Annotated in this window: 28 protein-coding genes; 22 read left to right on the forward strand and 6 right to left on the reverse strand. The window is 43.4% G+C overall.

What is annotated here, in order from left to right:
• Positions 1–170 precede the first annotated feature (170 nt).
• The gene (locus PAEVO_RS25625; RefSeq protein ID WP_100540338.1) at positions 171–779 is read right to left on the reverse strand and encodes a hypothetical protein; all 609 of its coding nucleotides are present in this window, start codon (positions 777–779) and stop codon (positions 171–173) included.
• A 288-nt stretch (positions 780–1,067) separates the two neighbouring features.
• Here PAEVO_RS25625 and PAEVO_RS25630 point away from each other — a divergent pair, with 288 nt between their 5' ends.
• The 4 genes from PAEVO_RS25630 (at position 1,068) to rlmD (ending at position 4,996) form a co-directional block, all read left to right on the forward strand.
• Positions 1,068–1,358, forward strand: coding sequence for a YerC/YecD family TrpR-related protein (locus PAEVO_RS25630; RefSeq protein ID WP_053489879.1), 291 nt, complete (start codon positions 1,068–1,070; stop codon positions 1,356–1,358).
• Positions 1,359–1,361: 3 nt separating this feature from the next.
• Positions 1,362–2,126: a sirohydrochlorin chelatase gene (locus PAEVO_RS25635; protein WP_100540339.1), complete on the forward strand. Its 765-nt coding sequence runs from the start codon at positions 1,362–1,364 to the stop codon at positions 2,124–2,126.
• Between the two features lie 18 nt (positions 2,127–2,144).
• Entirely contained in the window at positions 2,145–3,026 is an 882-nt protein-coding gene (locus PAEVO_RS25640; RefSeq protein WP_009592325.1) for a diacylglycerol kinase, read from the forward strand.
• A gap of 398 nt (positions 3,027–3,424) precedes the next feature.
• Positions 3,425–4,996: a 23S rRNA (uracil(1939)-C(5))-methyltransferase RlmD gene (gene rlmD / locus PAEVO_RS25645; RefSeq protein ID WP_100540340.1), complete on the forward strand. Its 1,572-nt coding sequence runs from the start codon at positions 3,425–3,427 to the stop codon at positions 4,994–4,996.
• Positions 4,997–5,165: 169 nt separating this feature from the next.
• Here rlmD and PAEVO_RS25650 read toward each other — a convergent pair whose 3' ends face one another.
• Both PAEVO_RS25650 and PAEVO_RS25655 read right to left on the reverse strand, forming a co-directional pair.
• The gene (locus PAEVO_RS25650; RefSeq protein WP_100540341.1) at positions 5,166–6,404 is read right to left on the reverse strand and encodes a tyrosine-type recombinase/integrase; all 1,239 of its coding nucleotides are present in this window, start codon (positions 6,402–6,404) and stop codon (positions 5,166–5,168) included.
• 272 nt (positions 6,405–6,676) lie between these two features.
• Positions 6,677–7,297, reverse strand: coding sequence for a helix-turn-helix domain-containing protein (locus PAEVO_RS25655; RefSeq protein WP_100540342.1), 621 nt, complete (start codon positions 7,295–7,297; stop codon positions 6,677–6,679).
• 291 nt (positions 7,298–7,588) lie between these two features.
• On the opposite strand from PAEVO_RS25655, the gene PAEVO_RS25660 reads away from it, so the two are divergent.
• The 8 genes from PAEVO_RS25660 to PAEVO_RS25695 all read left to right on the forward strand — a co-directional run bounded on the left by PAEVO_RS25660 (position 7,589) and on the right by PAEVO_RS25695 (position 13,636).
• Positions 7,589–7,918 (forward strand): hypothetical protein, encoded by a 330-nt coding sequence (locus PAEVO_RS25660; RefSeq protein WP_100540343.1) that lies wholly within the window; start codon positions 7,589–7,591, stop codon positions 7,916–7,918.
• Between the two features lie 15 nt (positions 7,919–7,933).
• Positions 7,934–8,344 carry a hypothetical protein gene (locus tag PAEVO_RS25665; protein WP_100540344.1) on the forward strand — a complete coding sequence of 137 codons (411 nt, stop codon included), beginning with the start codon at positions 7,934–7,936 and terminating at the stop codon, positions 8,342–8,344.
• A gap of 20 nt (positions 8,345–8,364) precedes the next feature.
• Positions 8,365–8,610, forward strand: coding sequence for a helix-turn-helix domain-containing protein (locus PAEVO_RS25670; RefSeq protein WP_100540345.1), 246 nt, complete (start codon positions 8,365–8,367; stop codon positions 8,608–8,610).
• On the forward strand, positions 8,611–8,796 hold the full coding sequence (locus tag PAEVO_RS25675) for a helix-turn-helix domain-containing protein (protein WP_100540346.1): 186 nt from the start codon (positions 8,611–8,613) through the stop codon (positions 8,794–8,796).
• 12 nt (positions 8,797–8,808) lie between these two features.
• Positions 8,809–11,061: a phage NrS-1 polymerase family protein gene (locus PAEVO_RS25680; RefSeq protein ID WP_100540347.1), complete on the forward strand. Its 2,253-nt coding sequence runs from the start codon at positions 8,809–8,811 to the stop codon at positions 11,059–11,061.
• Positions 11,062–11,196: 135 nt separating this feature from the next.
• Positions 11,197–11,499 (forward strand): hypothetical protein, encoded by a 303-nt coding sequence (locus tag PAEVO_RS25685; RefSeq protein ID WP_100540348.1) that lies wholly within the window; start codon positions 11,197–11,199, stop codon positions 11,497–11,499.
• Between the two features lie 16 nt (positions 11,500–11,515).
• Positions 11,516–11,797, forward strand: coding sequence for a hypothetical protein (locus PAEVO_RS25690; protein ID WP_100540349.1), 282 nt, complete (start codon positions 11,516–11,518; stop codon positions 11,795–11,797).
• A gap of 132 nt (positions 11,798–11,929) precedes the next feature.
• Positions 11,930–13,636 carry an HK97 family phage prohead protease gene (locus PAEVO_RS25695; RefSeq protein ID WP_100540350.1) on the forward strand — a complete coding sequence of 569 codons (1,707 nt, stop codon included), beginning with the start codon at positions 11,930–11,932 and terminating at the stop codon, positions 13,634–13,636.
• A 51-nt stretch (positions 13,637–13,687) separates the two neighbouring features.
• On the opposite strand, the gene PAEVO_RS25700 is transcribed toward PAEVO_RS25695, so the two are convergent.
• On the reverse strand, positions 13,688–13,975 hold the full coding sequence (locus PAEVO_RS25700; protein WP_100540351.1) for a hypothetical protein: 288 nt from the start codon (positions 13,973–13,975) through the stop codon (positions 13,688–13,690).
• A gap of 177 nt (positions 13,976–14,152) precedes the next feature.
• On the opposite strand from PAEVO_RS25700, the gene PAEVO_RS25705 reads away from it, so the two are divergent.
• The 9 genes from PAEVO_RS25705 (at position 14,153) to PAEVO_RS25740 (ending at position 19,781) form a co-directional block, all read left to right on the forward strand.
• Positions 14,153–14,515, forward strand: a complete 363-nt coding sequence (locus tag PAEVO_RS25705) for a P27 family phage terminase small subunit (protein ID WP_100540352.1) — start codon at positions 14,153–14,155, stop codon at positions 14,513–14,515.
• A 55-nt stretch (positions 14,516–14,570) separates the two neighbouring features.
• Positions 14,571–16,205 carry a glycosyl hydrolase family 28-related protein gene (locus PAEVO_RS25710; protein WP_100540353.1) on the forward strand — a complete coding sequence of 545 codons (1,635 nt, stop codon included), beginning with the start codon at positions 14,571–14,573 and terminating at the stop codon, positions 16,203–16,205.
• A 47-nt stretch (positions 16,206–16,252) separates the two neighbouring features.
• Positions 16,253–16,498 (forward strand): hypothetical protein, encoded by a 246-nt coding sequence (locus PAEVO_RS25715; RefSeq protein WP_100540354.1) that lies wholly within the window; start codon positions 16,253–16,255, stop codon positions 16,496–16,498.
• A 134-nt stretch (positions 16,499–16,632) separates the two neighbouring features.
• Entirely contained in the window at positions 16,633–17,436 is an 804-nt protein-coding gene (locus PAEVO_RS25720; protein WP_100540355.1) for a GAF domain-containing protein, read from the forward strand.
• Between the two features lie 23 nt (positions 17,437–17,459).
• A complete protein-coding gene (locus PAEVO_RS33980; RefSeq protein ID WP_165789756.1) occupies positions 17,460–17,636 on the forward strand; it encodes a hypothetical protein in 177 nt (58 codons plus the stop codon).
• Positions 17,637–17,839: 203 nt separating this feature from the next.
• A complete protein-coding gene (locus tag PAEVO_RS25725) occupies positions 17,840–18,535 on the forward strand; it encodes a hypothetical protein (RefSeq protein WP_100540356.1) in 696 nt (231 codons plus the stop codon).
• Between the two features lie 186 nt (positions 18,536–18,721).
• A complete protein-coding gene (locus PAEVO_RS25730) occupies positions 18,722–19,099 on the forward strand; it encodes a DNA-binding protein (RefSeq protein ID WP_100540357.1) in 378 nt (125 codons plus the stop codon).
• Complete coding sequence (locus PAEVO_RS25735; RefSeq protein ID WP_100540358.1) at positions 19,096–19,440, forward strand: helix-turn-helix domain-containing protein; 345 nt, start codon at positions 19,096–19,098, stop codon at positions 19,438–19,440. Before PAEVO_RS25730 ends, PAEVO_RS25735 begins: the two co-directional genes overlap by 4 nt.
• Positions 19,441–19,478: 38 nt before the next feature.
• Entirely contained in the window at positions 19,479–19,781 is a 303-nt protein-coding gene (locus PAEVO_RS25740) for a hypothetical protein (protein WP_100540359.1), read from the forward strand.
• 99 nt (positions 19,782–19,880) lie between these two features.
• Here the strand turns inward: PAEVO_RS25740 and PAEVO_RS25745 are convergent, their stop codons facing one another.
• Entirely contained in the window at positions 19,881–20,246 is a 366-nt protein-coding gene (locus PAEVO_RS25745; protein WP_165789757.1) for a type II toxin-antitoxin system PemK/MazF family toxin, read from the reverse strand.
• 623 nt (positions 20,247–20,869) lie between these two features.
• Here PAEVO_RS25745 and PAEVO_RS25750 point away from each other — a divergent pair.
• Entirely contained in the window at positions 20,870–21,886 is a 1,017-nt protein-coding gene (locus tag PAEVO_RS25750; protein WP_100540361.1) for a carbohydrate-binding protein, read from the forward strand.
• A gap of 160 nt (positions 21,887–22,046) precedes the next feature.
• Here the strand turns inward: PAEVO_RS25750 and hcp are convergent, their stop codons facing one another.
• Positions 22,047–23,735 (reverse strand): hydroxylamine reductase, encoded by a 1,689-nt coding sequence (gene hcp / locus PAEVO_RS25755; RefSeq protein ID WP_243390934.1) that lies wholly within the window; start codon positions 23,733–23,735, stop codon positions 22,047–22,049.
• Between the last annotated feature and the right edge of the window lie 43 nt (positions 23,736–23,778).

Here is a 23,778-nt window from a genome sequence, read left to right on the forward strand (position 1 = left end):
TAACCGACTGGAGCCTGCTGCATGATGTATGATGGTTCGGATGATCCCGCCTATGGTGAGCTTCAAACGTATATGCTAAACCAATCGTGACAGATATCCTTCGATGATCAGAGGCTGCGGTGTTTTTTGAAACTCATGGCAAAGGTTTAAAGTCTACCGATTTACATAGGTTAACGGCGACGTCTGCCTTTACCGGATGTTTTGCGCGAGCCGGAGCGGCGCCGGCTTCCCGAGGAACGGCGTCTTCTAGGTTTATATTCGTAGCCGTCTTCATTTTGGTCCGTAAATGCGCTTGGTGAGGATCCGCTGCCACCTCCGCCTTTCTTCTTGCCGAGTGCGCCTGCAAGCAGAGAGACGATGGGTGCAAGCTGCTGGAAGCCCTGCATGACCTTTTGTACCTTGCCAATGTTGTTCACGATGCCGTCGATGCCCCCCATCCGATCGATGAGGCCCTTGATGTCGCTCATATTGTTGACCCCAAGCCCGCCGAGGAGCTTGCCTAATCCGCCTCCACCGCCGCTGCCGCCTCCACCGCCGAGGAGACCTGCCAGACCGCCTCCGCCGGAATTCGTGGATGGAGCCAGAGCCGAAGCTGAAGCCTCCATGTCCGTTACACCGTCGGTATATGGATATAACGCGGTTTCACCGACTTCCGGATAATCGCTGTATGGCGTGATGCCAGGGTATGGCGATGGCGCCTGCGGCAGTGATTCATATTCATTAAGCGAACGCTGGTTGTTAGTGGGTCGGCGGTGATAATAGTGAGAATGACGCGTCATGATATCACTTTCCTTTTTGAGTTAAGATACTATACTGTATGATACGGGCGGGCGATGGGTTTAGGCGGATGTCCCGATTTTCGGGATAGGAGCGGAATCGGGCGATCGCCCAGGAAGATTTTGGCGAGCACTGAAGTGGTGAAATGTGAGCGTGCATAAGGGATGCTGCCCCTGGGTAATGGTTGTCCTGTAGTGCGTGAAATCGTTAATGCTTGAAAATACTAGTTCCGCTCGGGTACAATGGGAGTGCGAGTGTTATACACAGTAACAATAGGGGATGATCATCCAGTGCAATTAAAGAAGCTAAATGATAAAAGCATCGATCAATTATTCGAAGCGATATTAACCCTGGGCAGTGTGGAAGAGTGCTATGTATTCTTCGATGATCTCTGCACCGTTAACGAAATTCAGTCCTTGTCGCAGCGGCTGGAAGTGGCGCGCATGCTGGGCAAGGGATGCACATACAACCAGATTGAAGCAGAAACGGGAGCCAGCACCGCAACGATTTCGCGCGTGAAGCGCTGCCTGAACTACGGCAATGACGGTTATAAAATGACGCTGGAGCGTCTAGGACGTTAAAATATGACGAAACCGGGTGTGCTGGTTATTAGTCATGGTTCGCGTGAACAGAAATGGGTGTCGCTTGTGGACGAAGCCGTCCACAGATTGGCGTTCCGTATGGATATACCGGTCGTATCTTCGTACCTGGAACTGGTAGAGGGCCGTCTGATTCAGGACGGCATCACGGCCTTGGAAGACCAGGGTGTCACCGACATTGTGGTCATTCCGCTATTTGTCTCGTCCGGCAGCACACATGTCGACGAAATAGCTTATGCTATAGGAGCGAAGGTCGTTCCGGACATGGAGACGGACCTGGCGCCGGTTCGGGTCCAGTCCCGGATTCATTTTGGCACGCCGATGGACGACGACCCCGAGATTGCGGCTATGGTATGGGATAAGGTAAAAGAGCTGTCCGTGAACCCGGCCAAGGAGGTTATTCTCCTCGTCGGACACGGCAGCCGGCATGATCTGTTTCGCAGCCGCTGGGAAAAGGGTATTAACTCTTTGGCACAGCGAGTTAGCGAGGTAAGCGGAACAAGCGCAGATTATGCTTTACTAAGTCCCGGCGATGTTCGGGACAAGGTGACAGCATGGATGGAGCGCGGCTGCGATGTGATCGTAGCTCCGCTTTTTTTAAGTGAGGGGTATTTTACGGAGAAGGTTATACCCGATCGACTCGAGGGGCTGGAATGCCGATATTCCGGCAGAACCTTGCTTCCGCACCCGCTGCTGCCGCAGTGGATGGAGTCGCAGGCCAAGCTTCTTCTTCTATCCTTGAAATCATAAGTAGGTGGCGTATCGTTAATGAGAAATGCAAGGTTAATCTATAACCCAACCTCCGGCCGGGAGGAAATGAAGCGTCGGCTTGCTGATATATTGCACCGTCTGGACAGTGCTGGCATCGAAACCTCCTGTCATGCAACAACCGGAGAGGGGGATGCGACCCGTGAAGCGGCGGATGCCGTCGAACGCGGATACGATCTGGTGATCGCAGCCGGCGGAGACGGTACGCTCAATGAGGTCATCAACGGGATGGCCGGCAGGGATAACCTCCCGCCGCTCGGTATTTTCCCGCTGGGCACCACGAACGATTTTGCGAGGGCGCTCGGCATCTCGAAGAACTGGGAGGAGTACTGCGATCTGGTGATTCGGGGCGAGACGCGTCCGATTGACGTGGGCAAAGCGAATGATCGTTACTTCATCAATATTGCGGGCGGCGGTACGCTGACCGAGCTCACCTACGAGGTGCCAAGCAAACTGAAGACGATGATCGGGCAGCTGGCGTATTATTTGAAGGGGATCGAGAAAATGGTCAGCCTCGCGCCGCAGGAGCTCATCATCAACGCCAGCGGTCATCCGGCGATCCATGACGAGTTCATGGTGTTCCTCATTGCGAACAGCAACTCGGTCGGCGGCTTCGACAAAATCGCACCGGGCGCGAGCATCGACGACGGCTTGTTCGACGTCATTGCCCTGCGCAAGTGCAATCTGGCGGAGTTCGTACGCGTGGCTACGCTCGCCCTGCGCGGCGAGCATATCAATGACAAGAGGGTCGTGCATTTCCGCACCGACTATATGGAGGTCGTATCTCCGGGACCGGTTCAGCTGAACCTGGACGGCGAGTTCGGCGGCGTCCTGCCAGGCACGTTCCGCGTTCTGCCGCAGCACTTAAGGATTTTTGGCTGAGATGTTTGGCTGGTAGAGAGGCGTAAGGCATCGGGGCGCGTAAGGCGTGATGGTTGCTGCCGATGGCTCAGTGTGTGGACTGTTAGCATTAGCGATGGATAGGCGATTGGGGCGATGGGTCATTTTAAATGATGGAACAGGCCGAGGATCGCCGCTTAGACTCCAGGCTCTTGTAAGTAAATGATTGGATTTGCAGGCTGGATGGATTGAATAACATACGAGGCTCCCGTATAATGATGGACGTGAGCTTGTGCGCTAAGCTCCCTTGGGGGAGCTTTTTGTTGTTTAAGCGAGTGAAGGTTAACGGAAGATCATCCGCTTTGATTATGGATGGTGTTCCGATTGGGAATATAGAGTAGTAAGGGACAAGTTGAACGGAAAGAAGTGAACAGCACATCATGAAGAAGAACCGCAAGGGAAGCGACACGCGCCGCCGCGGCAAGCCGGCGGCTTCGGCGGCCCTCCTGGACCTGCCGGTGGCGAAGAACGACGAGGTCGTGATCGATATTATAGGAATGAACCATGACGGGGAAGGAGTCGGCCGTGCGGACGGCTACACCCTGTTCGTTCAGGGCGCCCTGCCGGGCGAGAAGGCCCGGGTGAAGGTGCTCAAGACCAAGAAGCAGTATGGCTACGCCAAGCTGCTGGAGCTGGTCAAGCAGAGCCCGAACCGCATCGCGGCCCCATGCCCCATCTACGACCAATGCGGCGGCTGCCAGCTGCAGCATATGAGTTATGCCGGACAGCTGGAGTGGAAGCGCCAGCTGGTGGTTGACAACCTGGAGCGGATCGGGAAGCTGCGGGTGGTGCGTGAGGCGGCAGGTGGTGCTGGAGAGGCACGTGTGGGCGACGAGCGGAGTGGCACAGATGGTGGAGTGGACAATGAGATTTCTGAAACCAATGGGGCGAATCCTGCCGTGTCCGGCGTTGGATCAGATCAAGAGGGGATCCTCGTGCGTCCGACACTCGGCATGAACGAGCCTTGGCGCTACCGCAACAAGTCCCAGGTGCCGATCGGCGTAACGGAAGGCGGCCTGGTCGGCGGCTTCTACGCCCGGGGCAGCCACCGGATCGTGGACATGGAGACGTGCCTCATCCAGCACGAGCAGAACGACGAAGTGGTCAGCCACGTCAAAGCCATCGGGCGGAAGCTAGGCATCACCGCCTACAATGAAGAGACAGGTCAAGGCCTGCTTCGCCATGTGGTGGTGAAGATCGGTTTTGCTACCCGGGAGATGATGATTGTGCTCGTGACCAATGGCGAGCGGATTCCGCGGGTGAACGAGTGGGTCGCTGCGATCCGTGAGGAGCTCCCGGCTGTGGTGAGTGTTTGCCAGAACGTGAACACACGCAAGACGAACGTTATTTTCGGGGATGTTACCCGCGTCCTATGGGGACGTGAAGTCATCCATGACTATATCGGGGATGTGAAGTTCGCGATTTCTGCGCGTTCCTTCTACCAAGTGAACCCGGCTCAGACCGAAGTGCTGTACGGCAAGACGGTGGAGTATGCGGGGTTAACCGGAGAGGAGACCGTGATCGACGCCTATTGCGGCATCGGGACGATATCCCTGTTCTTGGCCCAGCTTGCCAAGAAGGTGTATGGGGTCGAGATCGTGAAGGAAGCGATCGAGGATGCGCGTGCCAATGCAGAACTGAACGGTATGAAGCATGTGGAGTTTGAAGTCGGCGCGTCCGAAGACGTGATTCCGCGCTGGAAAGAGCAGGGCATCGAGGCCGATGTCATTGTGGTCGATCCGCCACGTAAAGGGTGCGATCCGCGTCTCTTGGAGACGATTCTTGAGATGAAGCCGGAACGGGTTGTGTACGTGAGTTGTAATCCTTCCACACTGGCACGGGATTTGCGTGTGTTGGAGGATGGCGGGTATCGGACGGTGGAGGTAACGCCGGTGGATATGTTTCCGCATACGACACATATCGAAAGCGTTGCTTTGTTGTTGAAAAATTAATACAGGGTTGAAATCTCCTTTGTATAAAGGATTTAATCGGTGGTACAGATATATAAAATTGATTGATACAGCATCAAAAATGGTTCTTTGATGTGAAATTGATGTGAAAAAGTTAATTAATCCCCAGTAAATGGTGATAATTCGACACAAAAAAAGACACTTTCAGCATTTAGCCGAGTGTCTTTTTTTCTTGCTTATCTTTACGAGAAGTAAACAGCGAATCGAATTTATCAGCTGCAGCTTGATCAGCTGAACGGAGAGCATGGCCATAAATGTTCATTGTGGTTGTGATGTTGCCGTGACCTAACCGCTCTGAAATAATCTTAGCGTGTACACCTTGGTTAATGAGTAGTGTTGCTGATGTGTGCCGTAGATCGTGAAAGCGAATGTACCGCAACTTGTTCTTTTGAATGAATTGTCTGAACCACAGATAAGGTCGTTCATGGTGAAACGGTGTTCCGTCAGTGTGTGAGAATATAAAATTCCATTCCCTTCCTTCCCGATCCGTACCATTCCAGGCGTCCTTAAGCTTATCACGTTCCTTGATCCTGTGGGCGTAGTATTCGCGAAGTTCCTCCAAGACAGAGCTGGGCAAAGACACTTTACGCTGAGAATTCTTGGTCTTAGGTTCTTTTACTATGATTTCGCCTTTAAGAGCTTGTACCAGCGTTTGGGATACATCAATAACGCCAGTTTTCCAGTCTATATGTTTCCACTCTAAACCAAGTAGTTCCCCGCGCCTCATACCCGTTGTTAGGGCCAAGGTAATCATCATGCGCCAATGGAAAGGTTCCTTTTCAAGCGCTTGGAGCAGCTGAGAGACTTCTTGTTCGTCATATGGAATGATTTCTTTATTGACGACCTTTGGCTTCTTCACGGACATTACAGGGTTAGCTTTAATGATCTTCCATTCCACAGCACGGGAGAATATGTTCTTCAACACGCGGTGATTTATTTGTATTGTTCCCGATGATAGTCCACCGCTCTTATTGTCCCCTCTGCCGCCATCCTTATCTAAGCTCTCCAAGAAGTCCACAATATGCAAAGGCTTTATATCCTCTAATTTCATATGACCGAAAGTAGGAAGGATCCGTTTCTTTAGGTGAGACTCATAAGCGATCCTTGTTTTATGTTCCAGATGCTTAACGGAATACTTTGAGCGCCACTCTTTTATAAAGGCATCGAAAGTCATCCTCTGTGGAGTGATATATTCGCCGGCTTCTACTTCCTGCCTAAACTTAGAATATTCATCATCTAAGTAGTTCTGTAATTTCTTTGTTGTTTTGAGTAGTGCTTCATCCGTCACGGTGATGGTTTTGGTTTTGCGACCATATTTTCCACTAGGTCCTTTGCCAGTATACACCGTAAAAAACCAAGAGTTTTCACCACGCTTTTGGATGTTAGCCATTCTTATCGTCCCTTCTAATAGGTTTATATTTTCCTTCTTTGATGGCTCTAATAATTGCTTTAGCACAGAGTTCATGAATGAAGTCTTGTGTTTCTTGTGGAAATTGATTGATGTGCATTCGTAATGTCTCCACGTTAGTTTATTATTGTTACGGAATAAGGGGAATAAGGGGAGTTAGTCTATAGCCCCTTATCGCATAAGGCTTCATAGGCTTTTCTTTTTCCTAAAATTACTTCTGATTAAGTGAATAATAACTAATTGATTGATAAGTACTACATTTTTTCTAAATATTCATCCAAATCACCGTCTTGAGAATGGATGAAAGCTTTAATTTCATTTCTTACAAACTCATCATCCATGAATTTTATTTCCATAGAGCTTTTATCTATTTTAATTGGGAGATCATATGTGACGTTTATTTCATTCAATGCAAAGTCAGTGATATTATTGAAAATTTCTTGTCTAAAAATCAAAGGAATCTTCTCGAGGCGGGATTTATCATTAATGGAAAAAACAACTTGTGTACGTCTCGGGTAGTTTTCTGTGTTTAACAAACCTAACATTGTAATTATTGTCTCGTTATGAAAAATCTCTACCTCGTAAAAACCTGAATATTTAGCTATTGCTATTCTCCCCCAATCTTCGGGTTTAGTTTGGTGTTTATTTGGGTGGGTGAAAATGTAATTAAATTCCACATCAGCATAAGTAAATAAATCACCTGGAAGAACGTCTAATAGCTTACAAATAGCATCCATTGTATCGAATTGAATTCCCTTTCCAGAATTATTTTGCAATGCGCTTAGTGTATTGCGAGATAACCCCGTTCTCTCAGATAACTCTGAAATATTAATACCTCTTTCAGCCATTAGAACAGCCAGATTACACTTTATCATAAATTATCACCAATTCCTTTAGTTTTGATTAAAAGTATAAACAATTTGCTAAATATATTCAACAATATATATTGACTTATATTTTTGCGTCTGATATCGTTATATCAACAAGTTGATCAGACTTCTGAACAATTTATCAGCATTTATAAACAAATTGTTATTAGTGCTCAAACAAGGTTGTGGAGAGAAGGAGGTGATTTTGTCTTGAATGAGAAGCCATACAACCCAGGTATGAGTGAAGAAGTCGAAAAGGACACGAATGATAATGCAAATAATAGGAGCTGAAAATTCATGGATGAATCCAAAAAAGTAATTAAGGAGTTTAGAAAATCATTAGAGAAGACTTACTTTCCTCAAGGCCCTTCCCAGGAAATGATGAAACTTTTGGATAAGGTCGAATCTGGACTGAATGCCACATATCAAGCCGGTTTAGTGGATGGATCAGATCAACTCCAATGGAACAATAATTCTTGTCTTGGTTTCGCGGTTATGGCTGCGGTCAGAATCGGAATGGATGAAGAGACGACTAAAAAACTCATTGGCGACATTCTTCACTCGTTTAATTTTGTAGGTCCTGAATTAGCGGCAGCTGTTTATTGCAATTCAAAATATAAATTGTAGAAAGGGAAGATGAACATGGAAAAGATTACTTACGCACAGTATTTGCAAGACAATATTGGTTCTCTCATGATGTCCGAATGTTTAGAGGTAATTCGCCAGGCTGAGCGCGGAGAACTGTCAGATTTGGATGTTGAAGAAGAGCTAACACCGGTTGTGGGGAATGTTCTTACGGAACTCTTTAACAAGGATCGTGAGACATTCGAATATCTGCTTGAAAAAATTAAAGTCGCGGCTGAACAGAGAGAGCGACTGGAAAAAGAAGAACACTTGAAATTTGAAATGTATCCGATGGGAGAAGCCCTAGATCTCCTTCCCAAATTCGGAAAAATACTGAACTACATTCGTGACGGATATGTCATTCATGATCATTGGTTGGATGCAGATGGAGTGTTGATTGTCGTGTTGGATGAGCCACAAGCAGAATAGACAAAAGGAGGGCGATTCACATGTATCAAATCACACTCAAAATGGCACGTATCAATAGTGGATTTTCGTTGGATCAAGCAGCCGAAATTGCCGGGGTAACTAAACGGACCTTGAAACGTTGGGAACAAGATAGTGGCAAAGCTAATCTAGTTTCAGCCGTAACTCTGTTGCGTGCTTACGGCACTTCAATGGAGCATGTTCGATTTGGAAGAGAAGAAGATGTATTGGAAGAATTGCGACTAAAACTAGATAAGGTGGTGGGTTAGATGACGAAAATCACATTAACTGTTGCTGAAGCCGCTGAGTTGATTGGAGTGTCACAAACAACAGTGTATACCATGGCCAGGGAAAAACAGATCCCACATGCAAGAGTTCGGGGACGGATCCTGTTCCATCGAGATGTGATAGAGTCTTGGCTGCGTGGTGAGCTCCAACAAATGAAACAGGCATAGGCGGTGACGTTCATGAACATCGATAAAATACCCACGGAATTAAAGGAAAGAAACCAATGGGTTTTAGCGAAGCTCGAGCAACGTAAAGGGTCAGATAAGCCAACCAAGGTTCCTTACACTGTAGATGGAGAGCGAGCATCCTCTACCGATCCCAATCGTTGGGCAAGCTTTGAGGAAGTATTAGCGGCGTACAACAAGAACAAGGGGGTTCTTTTAGGGATAGGATATGTATTTTCTGAAGGAGATCCGTTCACAGGGATTGATATAGATAACTGCATAGTGGATGGGAAGGTACAAGAGGATGTTGTCGAAATCGTAAAATCGTTGGATAGCTACACTGAACGTAGTCAAAGCAAAAATGGCCTACATGTAATTGTAAAAGGAAGAATCCCAGGACCGAGAAATCGAACGGGGAAGTTTGAGATGTATGACCAAGATCGGTTCTTTGTGGTAACTGGTGATCATGTGGCAAAGACACCAACAAGTATTGAACAACGACAGAGCGAACTGGCATGGCTCTATGATCTGTTGTTTGCCGGTAATAAACCTAATGAAAATATTGTCATAGAATCGGCTGTGACGATAGAAGATCAGGAAGTCCTAGAAGCTGCTAAGAAGGCTAAGCATGGTGAGAAGTTCGAAAGGTTATATTCCGGTCGGTGGAGTTCTTACAACAGTCAGAGCGAAGCAGAACAAGCCTTATGTAATATGCTTGCCTTTTATACCAGAAATACAGAGCAAATAGACCGATTGTTCCGAGCAAGCGGCCTAATGCGCGAAAAATGGGAACGGGAAGATTACCGTAACCGAACCATATCAAAAGCTTTAGAAGGTGTGACTGAACAATACAAAGGCAAAAAGAACATATCAGATATTGAAATTAAATCATCTAACAACAGATTAACACAACTTCAGGATATTGACGAGTCCGAATATGAGTTCGTGTTTGATACGGTCGCTGAATGGGACGGAAAACTTGGCGAAATGGCATTACATGGTTTGGCCGGAGATGTTGTCCGATTAATCGATCCACACACTGAAGCAGACCCTGCCGCATTGCTCATCAACTTTCTGACGATGTTCGGAAACATGGTAGGAACTGGACCGCACTTTATGGTTTCGGGCGGTGAACATAGGATGAAGCTGTTCTCAGTTCTTGTTGGCGCGACCTTTAGAGGCAAGAAAGGAACATCATTAGAACCGGTCCTCAAGCTAATGAATGCTGTGGATGTAGAATTCAACGCACGGAAGAAGTCAGGGCTTTCTAGCGGTGAAGGTGTGATATATGCGGTGCGTGATGAGGTTGTCGAGCAACAGCCCGTGTATGAAGGTTCGGGGAAGCAGCGGAAGCCAACAGGTGAGTATGAAGAAGTAATAACGGATCCAGGCGTTAAGGAAAAACGGTTGCTGATCGTTGAGAGTGAATTCGGATCCGTGTTGAATGTATTGCGGCGAGATGGTAATACGCTATCGGCAATTATACGAAATGCTTGGGATGGTAGTGGGGACATTCGCACACTCACCAAGAATCCTATGAAGGCAACTGACACCCATATATCAATTCTAGGACATATAACACCGGAAGAACTTAGAAAGCTTCTTACGGGGAATGAAATCCATAACGGCTTTGTAAACCGGTTCTTGTGGCTATATGTTCAGCAATCGAAATCTCTTCCAAGTGGCGGAGAATTCCATAAAGTAGATGTCGGTCCAATTGTAGAGAGAATCAAAAATACGTTGGATTATGCATCCAATGGAATGCCGAGAGACGACAACGGAAACATCCTTCCCATGGAGCGAGATAACGCCGCTGCTGAGTTATGGGGAAGAATCTATGAACCAATCCAAAAGGACGCTAACGGCGTAATAGGGGCAGCTACAAGCCGGGTTATCCCTTATCTAATGCGTATTGCTTGTATATATGCCTTGCTGGATCAGTCGCATCTTGTAAGAGTAGAGCATTTAAGAGCAGCACTGGCTGTTTGGCAGTATTGTTACAAGTCCGTTGTATTCATTTTTGGTGAACAACAAGTCCAAGATGATCCAGTTATCACGAAGATAATAACAAGATTGAAAGATTGTTCAGAAGGTCTAAGTCTGACAGATGTTAACGATCTATTCAAGGGAACTGTGAAGAGTGGTGATCTACAAACTGCGGTGAAAAAAATGCAGGAGAATGGACTTGTTAGTGTTAGAACCATTCGAGGAAAGGGCAGACCAAAAAGAGTCATTCAGTTGAATATTGATTCAGGGGAAATAGCGTAATGGACATAGTCCCGGACTTATTCAGAACTTTATTTCTGAAAAATAGCGAACCGCAAACCATTGATATTAGTGGAGTTGTTGAGTATATCCCCTTAATCCCCTTTTTCTTAATCTTTAATATGAAAAGGTGATATCATGCCTACTGCTGACGAACTGATCTATGAAGCTGAGATAGAACAAATGGACAAGAGGGCGAGGGCCGCAGGGTTCCTCACTCTGTGTCCAGGCGAAGTCTATACATGTGAACTACATCGGACAACTCATGTATTCATAATGCCTGTGGGAGAGAAATGGAGCTCATGGCGTGAAACATGGAAAGAGGGAAAGTTGCACTCTAATGCTCAGAAAATGATAGTTGAAAATGTTTCATTTGAAATTGCGCTGCTGAAGGCCAAGAGCTACGCACAATTCATTACGAAGAAAAGAGGAATGTCATAGATAGGTGGGTTAGAAAATGAAAAAGGAACTCAGAACATTTGAGATTCGATTCCAGGATAGCGTCGCAACCATTTCTACAGATCGAACACGGATCGGCACTTTGGAAGCTTTGATTAGGATGATATTCCATGAGTTCCACCGGAAGAAACCAGAAGACTTTGACAAGTTCATGATACGTCTGAACCTATTACACGAATTCTCTAAACAACGGGAAAACGATATTTCTGGCAAACCGCTAAATGACTTCGACTTCTGGAAGGGGCTTATGGAAAAGCCACCCTTGAAGGGTGGTGAGTAGGTATGGATATTAAGGCAAGATATTTAGGCTCAACATGTAAATCTGAGAGGGTGCTACCTAAAGATAAAGCAATGAATACTCGTTACGCTCAAAAAGCTAAACGAAGAAATAGTGGATTCAGGAGGGGTAAAAATGGTCAAAGACTTAAAGCAAACTAGAAACATTGATATTAAACTGCACACCAGAGCAGCTTCGAGTGGAAACGATATGTTCATCGAAGGTTACTTCGCTCTTTATGGAGTGGAAACCATGCTGTGGGAAGGAGCATATGAGGCAATTGCTCCTGGGGCGTTTGAAGATGCGTTAAATGATGATGTAAGAGCCTTGGTAAACCATGATACTTCATTGGTCCTAGGCCGCAACAAGTCCGGTACATTGGAGCTTAAATCTGATGCTAAGGGCCTGTGGGGACGAATCAAAATCAATCCGAATGATGCCGATGCAGTTAACCTTTACCACAGGGGCGCGAGGAATGATGTTACCGGCTGTAGTTTCGGATTCAACATCCTAGATGAGGAAACGGACTTCCGTCAGGATGGATCAATTAAATGGATTATTAGAAAGGTCAAACTGTTTGAAGTATCCGTCTGTACCTATCCGCAATATGAGCAAACAGGTGTGCAAGTTAGAAAAAAACAATACGATCAGGCTAAAGAGCAGATGAAAACCAGAGGGGTTAAAAAACCTGATGCGACAAAGAGACAGCCAGAATCAGTTCTTTCACAAGAAGAAAGAAGACAGCAGTTGAGAAACAAGTTGAAAGCCAGTTCCAATAAACAACAATCACAAACCTTTGGAGGCGAAGAAGTAATGAAAATAAGAAATCATGTAATGACAAGATCCCGGCGTTCTGAGTACCTGAATAAACCTGAAGTTCGTTCGTTTTATAAAAAGCTAAGTGAAGTTAGAAACATGCAGGTAGCAATCCCTGAAACCGTGCTGAATGTAATTCGAGATGGACTTTATGAACATTCAAAGCTTCTGAAATATGTTCGATTGAAGCCGGTTAAAGGTAGTGGAAGACAAATCATTTCAGACAATGTGATCGAAGCAGTCTGGACTGAAGCGTGTGCAGCTCTTCACGAACTCGAACTTGGTCTGAATGGATACGAATTTGAAAGTTACAAGCTTGGAGGGTATATCCCTGTTTGCAAAGCTAACTTAGAAGATGCCAATGAAGATGCCCTATCTGAGGATGCAGAGTTTATGTTAATGAAAGCAATCGGATACGCACTAGACAAGGCGATCATATACGGAACAGGCAATAGAATGCCGTTGGGGTTTGCATCAAGATTGGGACAGTTGCAGAAGCCAAGCAATTACCCGGAATATGCTCCTGAGTGGAAGGATCTCCATACATCGAATATCAAGAGTTTGAACGGAACAACATTAACTGGTGTGGAGCTATTCAAAGCTCTCATTAAAGAAACGGTTCATGCCGACAGCAATGGATCTCATAACGGTATGGTGTTGGCTATGAATGAAAAGACATGGAAAGGTTCAATCCTTCCTGAATCTCTAGCTATTAGCGGCGGCTTAATTACAACAGCAAATGGAGGTTTCTTCCCAGCACTCAACGCCAATATTGAATTCCTAGACTTCATTCCTGAAGGAGACATTGTAGGTGGCTACCTGGAGAAGTATCTGTTGGCAGAACGTAGAGGCGGAGAGATTGGATCATCAGATCATGTTGGGTTCTTGACGGATGAGAGAGTTTTCAAAGGCACAGCTGATTATGATGGCCTTCCGCTGAATCCTGAATCGTTCATTACAATCAATGTGAACAATGAACAGCCAGCTACAACAGTACCATTTGCATACGATCTAATTAATCCTTAATAGATAAATATAGAGGGCCATGCTCTAAGGAAGATAATGGCCCTCGTTTACCTACACGGCCTTCAATGCTTCAATGCGCTCAATAAGGATGCGATGGAATTCATTTAAATCACCGCTGTCTATATTCTTATCATTCAGATGTATCTCATCACCATTGGGCGCATAGATAGCTAGGGCTGTTACCTGATCGGAGTTCATGTTAACGGTAGCTCTGATTTTTAATCCAACAAGCTCATAGAAAGTAGTGTGGTGAATGTTCATATCGAACTTCAATAGATGTGGATTCTCAATGCTGTACTTGATATTACCTGAATCTATACTAGCTGGGTTACGGGACATCTCATTCACTCCTACATGTATTGGTTCATGAATACATTCGACAAGATTCATATTAAATCCTTTGAAGGAGCAGCAGAGGTATCCCCCCTGGGTGACACTATTTTCTAGAAAAACCTGGGGACCGGTATGGGGAGCCACTTCCAATAGACTGAAATTTAGAGAAAAAGGGGTGTTTGAATGCCAAAGACAAAGCAGGCGCTTGAAAAGGAAATACAAAAGGAAATGACCGCACTTGGTATATATAAACCGGAGTACAAAAAGCTAATTAACATTTTTGCTGGGATGCTGTTCCAATACCAGGAATTCGAAAGACAGTTTGAGGAAAGCGGCTTTCAACTTACGGAGGAATACACCAATAAGGCGGGGGCGACCAATGATCGTAAAGTGCCATTATACACGGCAATGGAGAGCCTTCGAAAGGACATAGCAACATATAGTGATCGATTATGTTTAAATCCGAAATCGCTTGAGACAGTGACCACAGAAGTAAAAAATAAATCAACGTTAATTAATGTTATTAGTGAGCTAGGTAATCGTTAACTAAAAACAGGTAGTTTTCATTAATGAATATAAATTGGAAGGATGTTGATATAAAATGGCAAACATCGAAATCATTAGAGGTGCAGACAACGGTAATCCACCTGATACTTTGAGACAAATGTATCCCAAAATTAACCGTAATTTCAATAAAATAAACAATGAATTATCTAATACAAACAGTGAATTAGACGCACATAAAAAATCAACAGCAGCACACAAAGCCGAAAACATCACATACGCTGGATTGGTTCCGGGCGATGATGTAAAAGAAGCTATCGACAATGTAAATGAACGCATTAGCGAGATTGTCGCTCAATCTGGAGATGATATCACAGAGTTAGTCGATGCCCGCGGCGGATACTCAGTTTTATCAGCTCGTCTCAATGCGTCTGATACAAGGTTAGAAGGAAAAGCAAATAAACGTTGGTTTGATGTACTGGATTATGGAGCAGTTGGAGATGGAGTGACATTTTCAGCAGCTTCCATTCAATTAGCATTAGATGCCGCTGAATTAAATGGGGGTGGAGTAGTATTTGTTCCTTCTGGGGTGTATCTGATTAACGAAATACTAAGGATCGGATCAAATACGACTTTACTATCAACAGCTAACTCCATATTTAAGAGATCGGCAGAAATAACCGCAATAATACTAAATAAATCAGACGGCACTATTGGAGGGTACAACGCAAATAAAAACGTAGTTATTTCTGGAGGTGTTTTCGATGGGAGCAAAGATGAATATACGACTGCAGCATCTAGTATTGCCTTTGGACATTGCACAAACATACTAATTGAAAACGTGAAATGTATAAATACACAAATTTATCACTCAATTGAGATAAATGCTGTGAAAAATGGTGTTGTTCGAAACTGTGTTTTTGACAATTATTCTGCTGGAGGCACCGAATATATTCAAATTGACCTTGCCTTAGAAGCTCCTTTTCCATGGTTTGGACCATATGATAGTACAATGTGTTACAACATTACTATCGAAGGATGCTTATTTCAGAATGGTATCGACGGTATTGGGAGCCATTCTTCGCAAACTAATTTAACACACAATAATATTTCAATATTGCGTAATACCTTCAAAAGCATGTCTGGAATATGCATAAAACCTCTAAATTATCGTGATGTGGCAATCTCTAATAATCAGGTAGAGGACTGCTTTAGAGGGATTGAAATCCAACCAGCTGACGGGGCAGGTCCTGGTAATTATACGATCACTAATAACGTGATGACAAACATGAGATATTCTCTTGACCAGTCACGCGGCATACTTGTCAATGCAGGTAACACACATGGTATTATTTCAGGAAATATTGTAAGAGGCACTGGTAGACATGGAATTGGTACAGACGGATGTTCCAATTTCACGGTTTCTAATAATATAATTGAAGGTTGTGGTGGAAATGGGTTATGGGTATACAACTCAGATGATTGCATTGTTGAAGGCAACAGGTGCTACAACAATTTTAGTAAAGTCGGAACTGGAGATATATGCATTGGAGAGGCAGTTACATTTGTGTGCGATAGGATCTTAGCAACAAATAATTATTGTGGAAGGATGGCTATATCTTATACAGATAAATTAATGATGACTAATAATTTTATCAACACTCTTTCTAACAGCAGCAATACGAATTTACAGAATAAAAACAATTATATTAATGGAGTGTGGACACCTTAATATCTCCAAGAACCTTCCAGTGATTGGATTATAAGTAGGTATTGATTGTGGCTGAGCAAAAGATTATTTCCAAAGAGCATGTGTATGAAGATGGCGTGGTTGTTATAAAAGAAACAATTGAAAAGAAATTTTCGATTGATGAACTTCAGAAAGAAATTAGTCAGTATCGTACACAACAACAAGGGATATTGAGACAAGTTGATACTCTTAAGGCACAATATAATTTCCTTAAAAGCGCAGCAGCTGAAGTGCAAAAAATATTAGATGCCGTAGAAAGTTTAAACGTAGATTGAATTATCAGCGCAACTTAACTTGCCGCCTATGTATATGGCGGCTTTTTAATTAGTAATAAACGATTTACAGAATGTTCCACTCGTGATAAGTTATAAGAGTTATATTGTTTTCGGGTGAATGGGGTGGGGGAATATTGGCTGATATACTAAAAGAGTTTTTTAGTAAACTATATCCTTGGCATTTTCATGTTGCTGGAGCTATGTTACTTGTTGCATTGGCACTTTTTTTATGGTTCATGATCTTTGGGGTTAGAAAGTTCTCACAAACTGTGGATTCAGTTATTGAACGCGACAAAGAGGCGCAAAACCTCCGTAATGAATTAGCGGATCTTAAAGCAGCGAAAGAAACAAATGAAGCATTAGCATTATATTTGTCTCATATAGTATTCGGAGTGAAATCATTTATTGATGACTTAAACGATCTGTCCTTTATTCAAAACCCTGAAATAAAAATGACAGAAAGTTATAATTTGATACAAAGAACTATTGACTCGTTAGCTTCAGATATTAAATTTCATTCTGGAGATCATCACAGATGTTGCTTGTGGCTTCTTGATAGCGACGAAACAAGATTGCACCCAGCCTTTGTTAGTGCCGGTTTCCCCTCGAATTACTCTCAATCTAGGACGTTACATAAAGATCATTCAGTTGCAGGAAGAGCGTTGCGGACTGGCCGTGCTCAGAATATTTCCAACGTCACGATAGATACAGACTGGAGTAGAAACGAGGATTCACGTAGTAACTATAATTCTCTTATCGCGGTCCCAATCGAAAATGGAGTATTAACAATAGATGGGGTCAGCCCCATGAATACAGAGAGTCAATACATAGCAGAACTATATGGCGCAGTTATTGTTGGAGCCATGAATTCATATTACTCGGCACACATTGAATATAGTTCCTATGCGGAAGTTGCGGCAAATGAAGAAAATGTTTAATATAGAGTAGAGGAGTGATATTTATGAATAGCATATTAATGCGATCTTCCGCTAAAAAGGCTCTAAACGACGGTAACGTTAGCCAAAGGAAATATTCAGAGATATTAGCCCGTGCACAGCAAATAGACAATCAAAAAAGAATGTTAGACAAAGAAACGATTAAAGCGATTCAACGTGACTTGATATGCAAAAAAAATTGAATAATGCCATCATTAAGTAGGCTCGTAGGTAGTATTTTACCTACGAGTTTTTTGTAATGATTTTTTTAAAAAAATGAACCACGATAAAGGGGGATACCATTCAAAAGAGGTATGGTAATACAGTAAAGCGTGAATGGGTATTAGAATATGGAGGAAAGTTTGATTCCATAAGTGATGATTTATTATGAGGAGATCATGATCTAATGAATATAAATTGGGTAACTATATTAACTTCAACAGTCGTCTCTACATTAATCACAGTAATACTTGGAGGGATTATCAAATATTCAAGTGATAAAAGGTTAGAAACGCATAAACAAAAAATTAATGAATTGAATGATTCCTTAAGGTTTAATTTGCAAAGACAGATTCATGATTTCAATCAATATTCAGTTAAGAGGCATTCATTATACCCTGAAGTGTATAAGCTCTTACTCATAGCTCATGGTAATATTAGCAGCTTGTATGGCTTAAAAAGATCCTTGTCTTTTGAAGAGTTTAATGACCAAGACTTTTTAATGTTTATGGAAAAGGAAAACATACCGCTCGGCAAGAAAAATTCAATTTCGTCATTGTTAAGTGCTGGAAATAAAAAAGGTGCAATAGATAATTTGAGATTGTATCTGAGAAACCTTGAATTTCAAGAAGCAAGAAAAAGCTTACAGGAATCTATTAATCTTATCCTTTTTTCCGAATTGTTTATGTCGGATCAAGTTAGTAAAGGTTCTAAGAAGACGACTAATCTTCTTAACGAGATGTTGTTATATATAGAATATCCTGATCCTGGGTCCTACAGAGAAAGAGATCGAATAAATGATCAAGTTGGTGAAGAATTATCAGAACTAAAGAAAACTATGAAAGAAGAACTCTCTTCCTCGTATTACGATAATTATAAGTGACCAGATTAAAAACTACATTTCAGTATACATACTATCGGTATTGTCGTACCTGAAAGATGATAATGATCAACCACAATCGATGACAACAAGGAGTAAAAGATGTGCTATTGCACATATTAATGACCCTGCCGGTTGGCAGTTCCCTGGTCTTTGATTTAATCGTAAAAAAGGTAGGTGTATGATGTCATGAGAAAGAGCGAGGAGTTAGAACCATATGAAATAGAATTTTTAAAACTTCTTGCTAAAGGAGTTCGAGTAATGGCTGAAAAGAGAGAACAAGAAAGGGCAGAGGCTAGAGATTTAGATAAGAAAAATAAACACGTAGAAGACAACATAACTCAGAATCCGAAAAGAATTTTGTCTCGTTCAGAACTGCCTAACTATCTAACACCAAGGAACATTCATCAGTTCACAAATATTAACCTTCGGTCAGTGTATGACCTAATGAATAAGAGCCTAGACCATGGCGGCATCCCAGCATTTAGGATCGGTAAATCATTATACTCAGACAGAGAAGAATTTTTAAAATGGTGGGACGAGACCAAAGAGCGAGGGAGAAAATGAATTCCAAAGAACAATTACTTAGTCGAATTACATCAGAAATTGAACGATATATTGATGAAGAAGTTGAACGAGAAGTTGAAAGAAGGACAAAAAAACACCTAAGTGATAAGATCCCTAATGAACCAGATCTCCCACAGGCCATAGATATATTAACAGCAGAAGAAATCTCAAAGTATCTTGGGGTATCAAGGGCAACCATATATGAATTGTTCAAGGTGAATGTTGAGTATGGAGGTATACCAAATTTCAAAATAGGAAACTCAAGGCGAGTTGATAAAAGGGATTTAATCAAGTGGATTGAAGATAGAAAAAAAGAACACAATGAACAGTTTCAAAAATAAATCGAATCAGCAAAATTATGTTATAGGTGGTGTTGCACTTGCTTAAACATACTGAGACAGTAACTGTTAAATATAAACCCCATGGAATACTGAAAAAACTAATGAAATTTAATGTAGAGGAAGGTAAACAAGTATTTGATTGTTGGTCATTTGAATCGGAGGACTTTTCAATCGATTTCGAAGATAGTAGCCTTATTCATGCGTTGGAAGAGTTATCAATTGAAGGTTGGGAACTAGTTTGTCATTCAGAACAGGAAGGATTTATTTTCAGGAAGAAAGAGGAGGAAGAAACCACGATTGATTTTTATGAGGACGACGAGATCTTTCTTTACAAAAAGTAAACAGAGAATCGAAGCTTGTGACAAGAGAGCGCTTAGATAGCGCTCTTTCTTTTGCCTATTCCTAATTTAAGTGACGTTTCACCTTTCACATCTTCAAAGTTATAATAATTCTGGTGGAATTTCTATACCTGTATGAATCAAGTAAGCTTTCTTTAATAAATTCATTTTTTTAGGAGTTACTTCAGTGATTTTAAATTTAAAATTCGAATAATGTAGAGTGGTAATTTGTTCAACAAGAGCTGTGCTATCTTCCTTTAGTCCTTCATAAGTGAAAAAATCAACATGAACAGGAAACTTCTTCTTCACTTTTGATGTTAATGGAACAATGCCAATCAAAGGTGAGTAATCGTGATTAAACATCACAATGACCGGTCGTCTACCACTCTGAACACTACCCTCTTTTTTGCCTAGATCGGCAAACCAAATTTCACCCACGTTGATATTTTCCTTAATATTCTCCATCATATCGGATTCTTCCAATCTCATCAGGATTTTTTTAAAAAAAACTATATATCTAATCCCATAATAAAACATGTGGACGATCATGCATACGGAAATTTATTAATGTTCTTGATGTGAAATTGATGTGAATATTGATGTCAAACACCACTATAACCCAGCAATAAAAGATAATCGAAAGCGAAAAAAACTTGTAATCATGCGGTTTCTTGGCAATATAACAGAAGGGCTGATAATTGGATGGTTTCCCGCATACGGTGCATGTGGAGTGTTGCGCACTGTTAGTGCGATAGGTGTGGAAGGCAATTAAAGTCATCTCAAAGCAGATAAAGTCGTGTTAAAGCCTAAAGTTGTGTTACAAGCCGGGCGAAATTCAGGTATCCACTCCTGTTTTTCCTCGGTTTTTTTATTGAATCCTTCCCCCTTCATTTTTCCATAGTCTTTCTTCTGTTTTTAGCACGACTTAAATTGCCTTTTTGGTCCCGATCTTCATATCCTCCTACCGTATTATTAAAAACAGTGGAATTAATTTAGGAAATGGAAATAAAGTAATATAATAGTAAATTTAAAACCTGTAGCATGTCTCATGGGAGCGCTACAGATAAATAAAAAACAAGGAGGTTTGAAAAATGACTAATAAAAGGTTTTCTTTTAATCCCGTATCACTTTTGCTAGTTTTAGTAGTATTTCTATCCACATTTTGCACAGCCTTACCGTCAGTGAGCGCAGCCGCTAGAGGAGCATGGGCTCCAAATACCGCATATGCAGTAAATGACACAGTAACCTATAGTGGAAGCACTTATACCTGTCTTCAGGCACATACTTCTCTCGTAGGTTGGGAACCGTCCAATGTCCCTGCATTATGGCAGAAAGGCGGAAGCGGCGGAACTACGCCACCAACCACACCACCGACAACGAACGGAGTAACATTCTATGCAGATATAAACTATGGAGGAAAAGCAGTGACACTCGGGATAGGCAATTATACACTGTCTCAGTTGAACGCATACGGAATTCCGAACGACTGGATGTCGTCTCTTAAGGTTCCAAGCGGTTGGACAGTTGAAGTATATGAGAATGATAATTTTGGAGGAACCAAGTGGACCTTTACTTCAGATTCTTCCTGGGTTGGCAACACGATCAATGACAAAATGTCATCGGTCAAGATTTATACGGGTTCACCACCTCCTACAGTAACAAAGCCTGCCGAGGTTCCAAGCCATATATGGACATATGTCATGAATGCGGACAATGCCTATGGGAAAGGCGGAGATTTTGCTTTATTGCTAAGTGCCGTTATCAAAAAGGAAAGCAGCTTTGGAGCGGGTTTACCAGGTAGTCCATCGGCCGGCGACGGATTGATGCAGGTAGAACCAAACACACGCAATGCGTATTTATCTCAATTCAGCTCAAAATTTGGCCGTGCGTATAATCATAGTAGTGAACAAGATCAGGTATATCTGGGGGCATTAATTTTAAATGAGAAGATTACGAAGTTTGGAAATATCTACAACGGATTATTACACTACAACGGTGGAGACAACTGGTATCCGGGAGCTACCGATTCTTATGGCCGTCCGATTCTGGCAGATCAATATGCAGATGCAGTTTACGCTACTTACAAGGGCTATGGTGGTAAGAATTAAGTTACATTGATAGGTAAATTGAAAAATAGCGAGACGTGAAAGGATTTGCTTGTTGAGTGGAAGCGTCTTATTTAATTTGAAAGGGCATGAGTTACCAAGCAGATCATTGCTTTCATAACCCATGCCCTTTTTTCTTTATCAGGTTTTCTTCGACTACTAATTAGGCACCAAGGAACATCTTCATATCATCTTCCACATTGGTAATGCCGCCGATGCCGAAGTTTTCCACGAGGACTTTGGCAACGTTAGGCGACAGGAATGCAGGGAGCGTAGGGCCCAGATGAATATTTTTAACGCCAAGATATAGCAGGGCCAGCAGCACGATCACCGCTTTTTGCTCATACCAGGCAATGTTGTAGGAAATCGGCAAATCATTAATATCCTCAAGGCCGAATACTTCCTTCAGCTTCAATGCAATCACGACGAGGGAGTAAGAATCATTGCATTGACCCGCGTCCAGGACCCGCGGGATACCGCCGATTTCGCCTAGATCCAGTTTGTTGTATTTGTATTTGGCACAGCCTGCCGTTAGAATGACCGTATCTTTAGGAAGTTCAGCCGCAAAATCGGTGTAATAGCTGCGGGATTTCATCCGTCCATCGCAGCCGGCCATGACGAAGAAGCGGCGGATCGCCCCGGTTTTCACGGCATCGACGACTTGATCGGCCACGTTCATCACAGCGGCATGAGCGAAACCGCCGATGATCTCACCCGTTTCAAGCTCCGTTGGAGCTGGGCATCCTTTCGCTTGCTCGATTAGTAGGGAGAAGTCTTTCGGAGCACCGTCTGTTCCTTCTGGAATATGGCGGACACCCGGAAACCCCGTGTTGCCTGTTGTATAGATACGGTCCTTATAACTCTCTTTCGGCGGAACGATACAGTTGGTTGTCATTAATATCGGTCCATTAAAAGCTGCGAATTCGCTATTCTGCTTCCACCAGGCATTCCCGTAATTGCCTACAAAATGCTCATATTTCTTGAATGCCGGATAATAGTGGGCAGGCAGCATTTCACTGTGCGTGTACACGTCCACGCCGGTTCCTTCCGTCTGCTTCAGCAGCTCCTCCAAATCCTTCAGATCATGGCCGCTGATGAGAATGCCGGGCCGGTTGCTTACCCCGATATTGACCTTCGTAATTTCCGGATTTCCGTAAACCGAGGTGTTCGCTTCATCCAGCATCGCCATGGCGTTTACGCCGTATTTCCCGGTTTCCATCGTCAAAGCGACCAGATCCTGCACTTCAAGGCTGTCGTCAAGCGTGGCGGCAAGCGCACGGCGCATAAAACGGTTTAATTCGTGATCATCCTTCTCCAGATGCAGCGCGTGGTACGTATAAGCAGCCATCCCCTTCAAGCCATAAGTAATCAATTCGCGCAGCGAGCGGATGTCTTCATTGCGGGTCGAGAGGACACCCACCGTACGTGCTTTTTCATCAAAAGAAGCTTCGTTATCTGCTTGCCAGACGGCAGCATCAGGGAGATTGGCGGTTCCTTCCGGATATTGTTCGTTATAATAGGTGCGCACCTCGCCGCGGAGCTCGATCGCTTCCCGGATTCTTCCCACAAAAACCTCGCGGTCAAAGTTGGCGTTCGTAATCGTTGCAAACAAGGAGTCCATCATAAACAGCGATACGCGCTGTTCAAGCACCTCCGGCAGCCGGACATCCAGACTGAGAAAAGAGATACCTTTCAGCAGATAAATCAGCAAATCCTGCAGGTTTGCCACATCATGCGGTTTGCCGCATACGCCGACAATGGTGCAGCCTGTTCCTTTGGATGCTTCCTGACATTGAAAGCAGAACATAGACGGTTGATGCGTTAAGGTCTGTTCTGTCGCGTTGTTATTCATTATTTCTCCTCCAATTTCGTGATTATTTGTCGTAAGGTCAATT

Origin of the sequence: Paenibacillus sp. GM2FR (assembly GCF_002803325.1) — a bacterium.
In the GTDB taxonomy this organism is placed as follows: domain Bacteria; phylum Bacillota; class Bacilli; order Paenibacillales; family Paenibacillaceae; genus Paenibacillus_AQ; species Paenibacillus_AQ lautus.

Coding starts and splice junctions, on each gene's coding strand:
- PAEVO_RS25625 (WP_100540338.1), bottom strand. CDS start 779: ATGACGCGTCATTCTCACTATTATCACCGCCGACCCACTAACAACCAG.
- PAEVO_RS25635 (WP_100540339.1), top strand. CDS start 1,362: ATGACGAAACCGGGTGTGCTGGTTATTAGTCATGGTTCGCGTGAACAG.
- PAEVO_RS25640 (WP_009592325.1), top strand. CDS start 2,145: ATGAGAAATGCAAGGTTAATCTATAACCCAACCTCCGGCCGGGAGGAA.
- rlmD (WP_100540340.1), top strand. CDS start 3,425: ATGAAGAAGAACCGCAAGGGAAGCGACACGCGCCGCCGCGGCAAGCCG.
- PAEVO_RS25650 (WP_100540341.1), bottom strand. CDS start 6,404: ATGGCTAACATCCAAAAGCGTGGTGAAAACTCTTGGTTTTTTACGGTG.
- PAEVO_RS25655 (WP_100540342.1), bottom strand. CDS start 7,297: ATGATAAAGTGTAATCTGGCTGTTCTAATGGCTGAAAGAGGTATTAAT.
- PAEVO_RS25660 (WP_100540343.1), top strand. CDS start 7,589: ATGGATGAATCCAAAAAAGTAATTAAGGAGTTTAGAAAATCATTAGAG.
- PAEVO_RS25665 (WP_100540344.1), top strand. CDS start 7,934: ATGGAAAAGATTACTTACGCACAGTATTTGCAAGACAATATTGGTTCT.
- PAEVO_RS25670 (WP_100540345.1), top strand. CDS start 8,365: ATGTATCAAATCACACTCAAAATGGCACGTATCAATAGTGGATTTTCG.
- PAEVO_RS25675 (WP_100540346.1), top strand. CDS start 8,611: ATGACGAAAATCACATTAACTGTTGCTGAAGCCGCTGAGTTGATTGGA.
- PAEVO_RS25680 (WP_100540347.1), top strand. CDS start 8,809: ATGAACATCGATAAAATACCCACGGAATTAAAGGAAAGAAACCAATGG.
- PAEVO_RS25685 (WP_100540348.1), top strand. CDS start 11,197: ATGCCTACTGCTGACGAACTGATCTATGAAGCTGAGATAGAACAAATG.
- PAEVO_RS25690 (WP_100540349.1), top strand. CDS start 11,516: ATGAAAAAGGAACTCAGAACATTTGAGATTCGATTCCAGGATAGCGTC.
- PAEVO_RS25695 (WP_100540350.1), top strand. CDS start 11,930: ATGGTCAAAGACTTAAAGCAAACTAGAAACATTGATATTAAACTGCAC.
- PAEVO_RS25700 (WP_100540351.1), bottom strand. CDS start 13,975: ATGTCCCGTAACCCAGCTAGTATAGATTCAGGTAATATCAAGTACAGC.
- PAEVO_RS25705 (WP_100540352.1), top strand. CDS start 14,153: ATGCCAAAGACAAAGCAGGCGCTTGAAAAGGAAATACAAAAGGAAATG.
- PAEVO_RS25710 (WP_100540353.1), top strand. CDS start 14,571: ATGGCAAACATCGAAATCATTAGAGGTGCAGACAACGGTAATCCACCT.
- PAEVO_RS33980 (WP_165789756.1), top strand. CDS start 17,460: ATGAATAGCATATTAATGCGATCTTCCGCTAAAAAGGCTCTAAACGAC.
- PAEVO_RS25725 (WP_100540356.1), top strand. CDS start 17,840: ATGAATATAAATTGGGTAACTATATTAACTTCAACAGTCGTCTCTACA.
- PAEVO_RS25730 (WP_100540357.1), top strand. CDS start 18,722: ATGAGAAAGAGCGAGGAGTTAGAACCATATGAAATAGAATTTTTAAAA.
- PAEVO_RS25735 (WP_100540358.1), top strand. CDS start 19,096: ATGAATTCCAAAGAACAATTACTTAGTCGAATTACATCAGAAATTGAA.
- PAEVO_RS25745 (WP_165789757.1), bottom strand. CDS start 20,246: ATGATGGAGAATATTAAGGAAAATATCAACGTGGGTGAAATTTGGTTT.
- PAEVO_RS25750 (WP_100540361.1), top strand. CDS start 20,870: ATGACTAATAAAAGGTTTTCTTTTAATCCCGTATCACTTTTGCTAGTT.
- hcp (WP_243390934.1), bottom strand. CDS start 23,735: ATGAATAACAACGCGACAGAACAGACCTTAACGCATCAACCGTCTATG.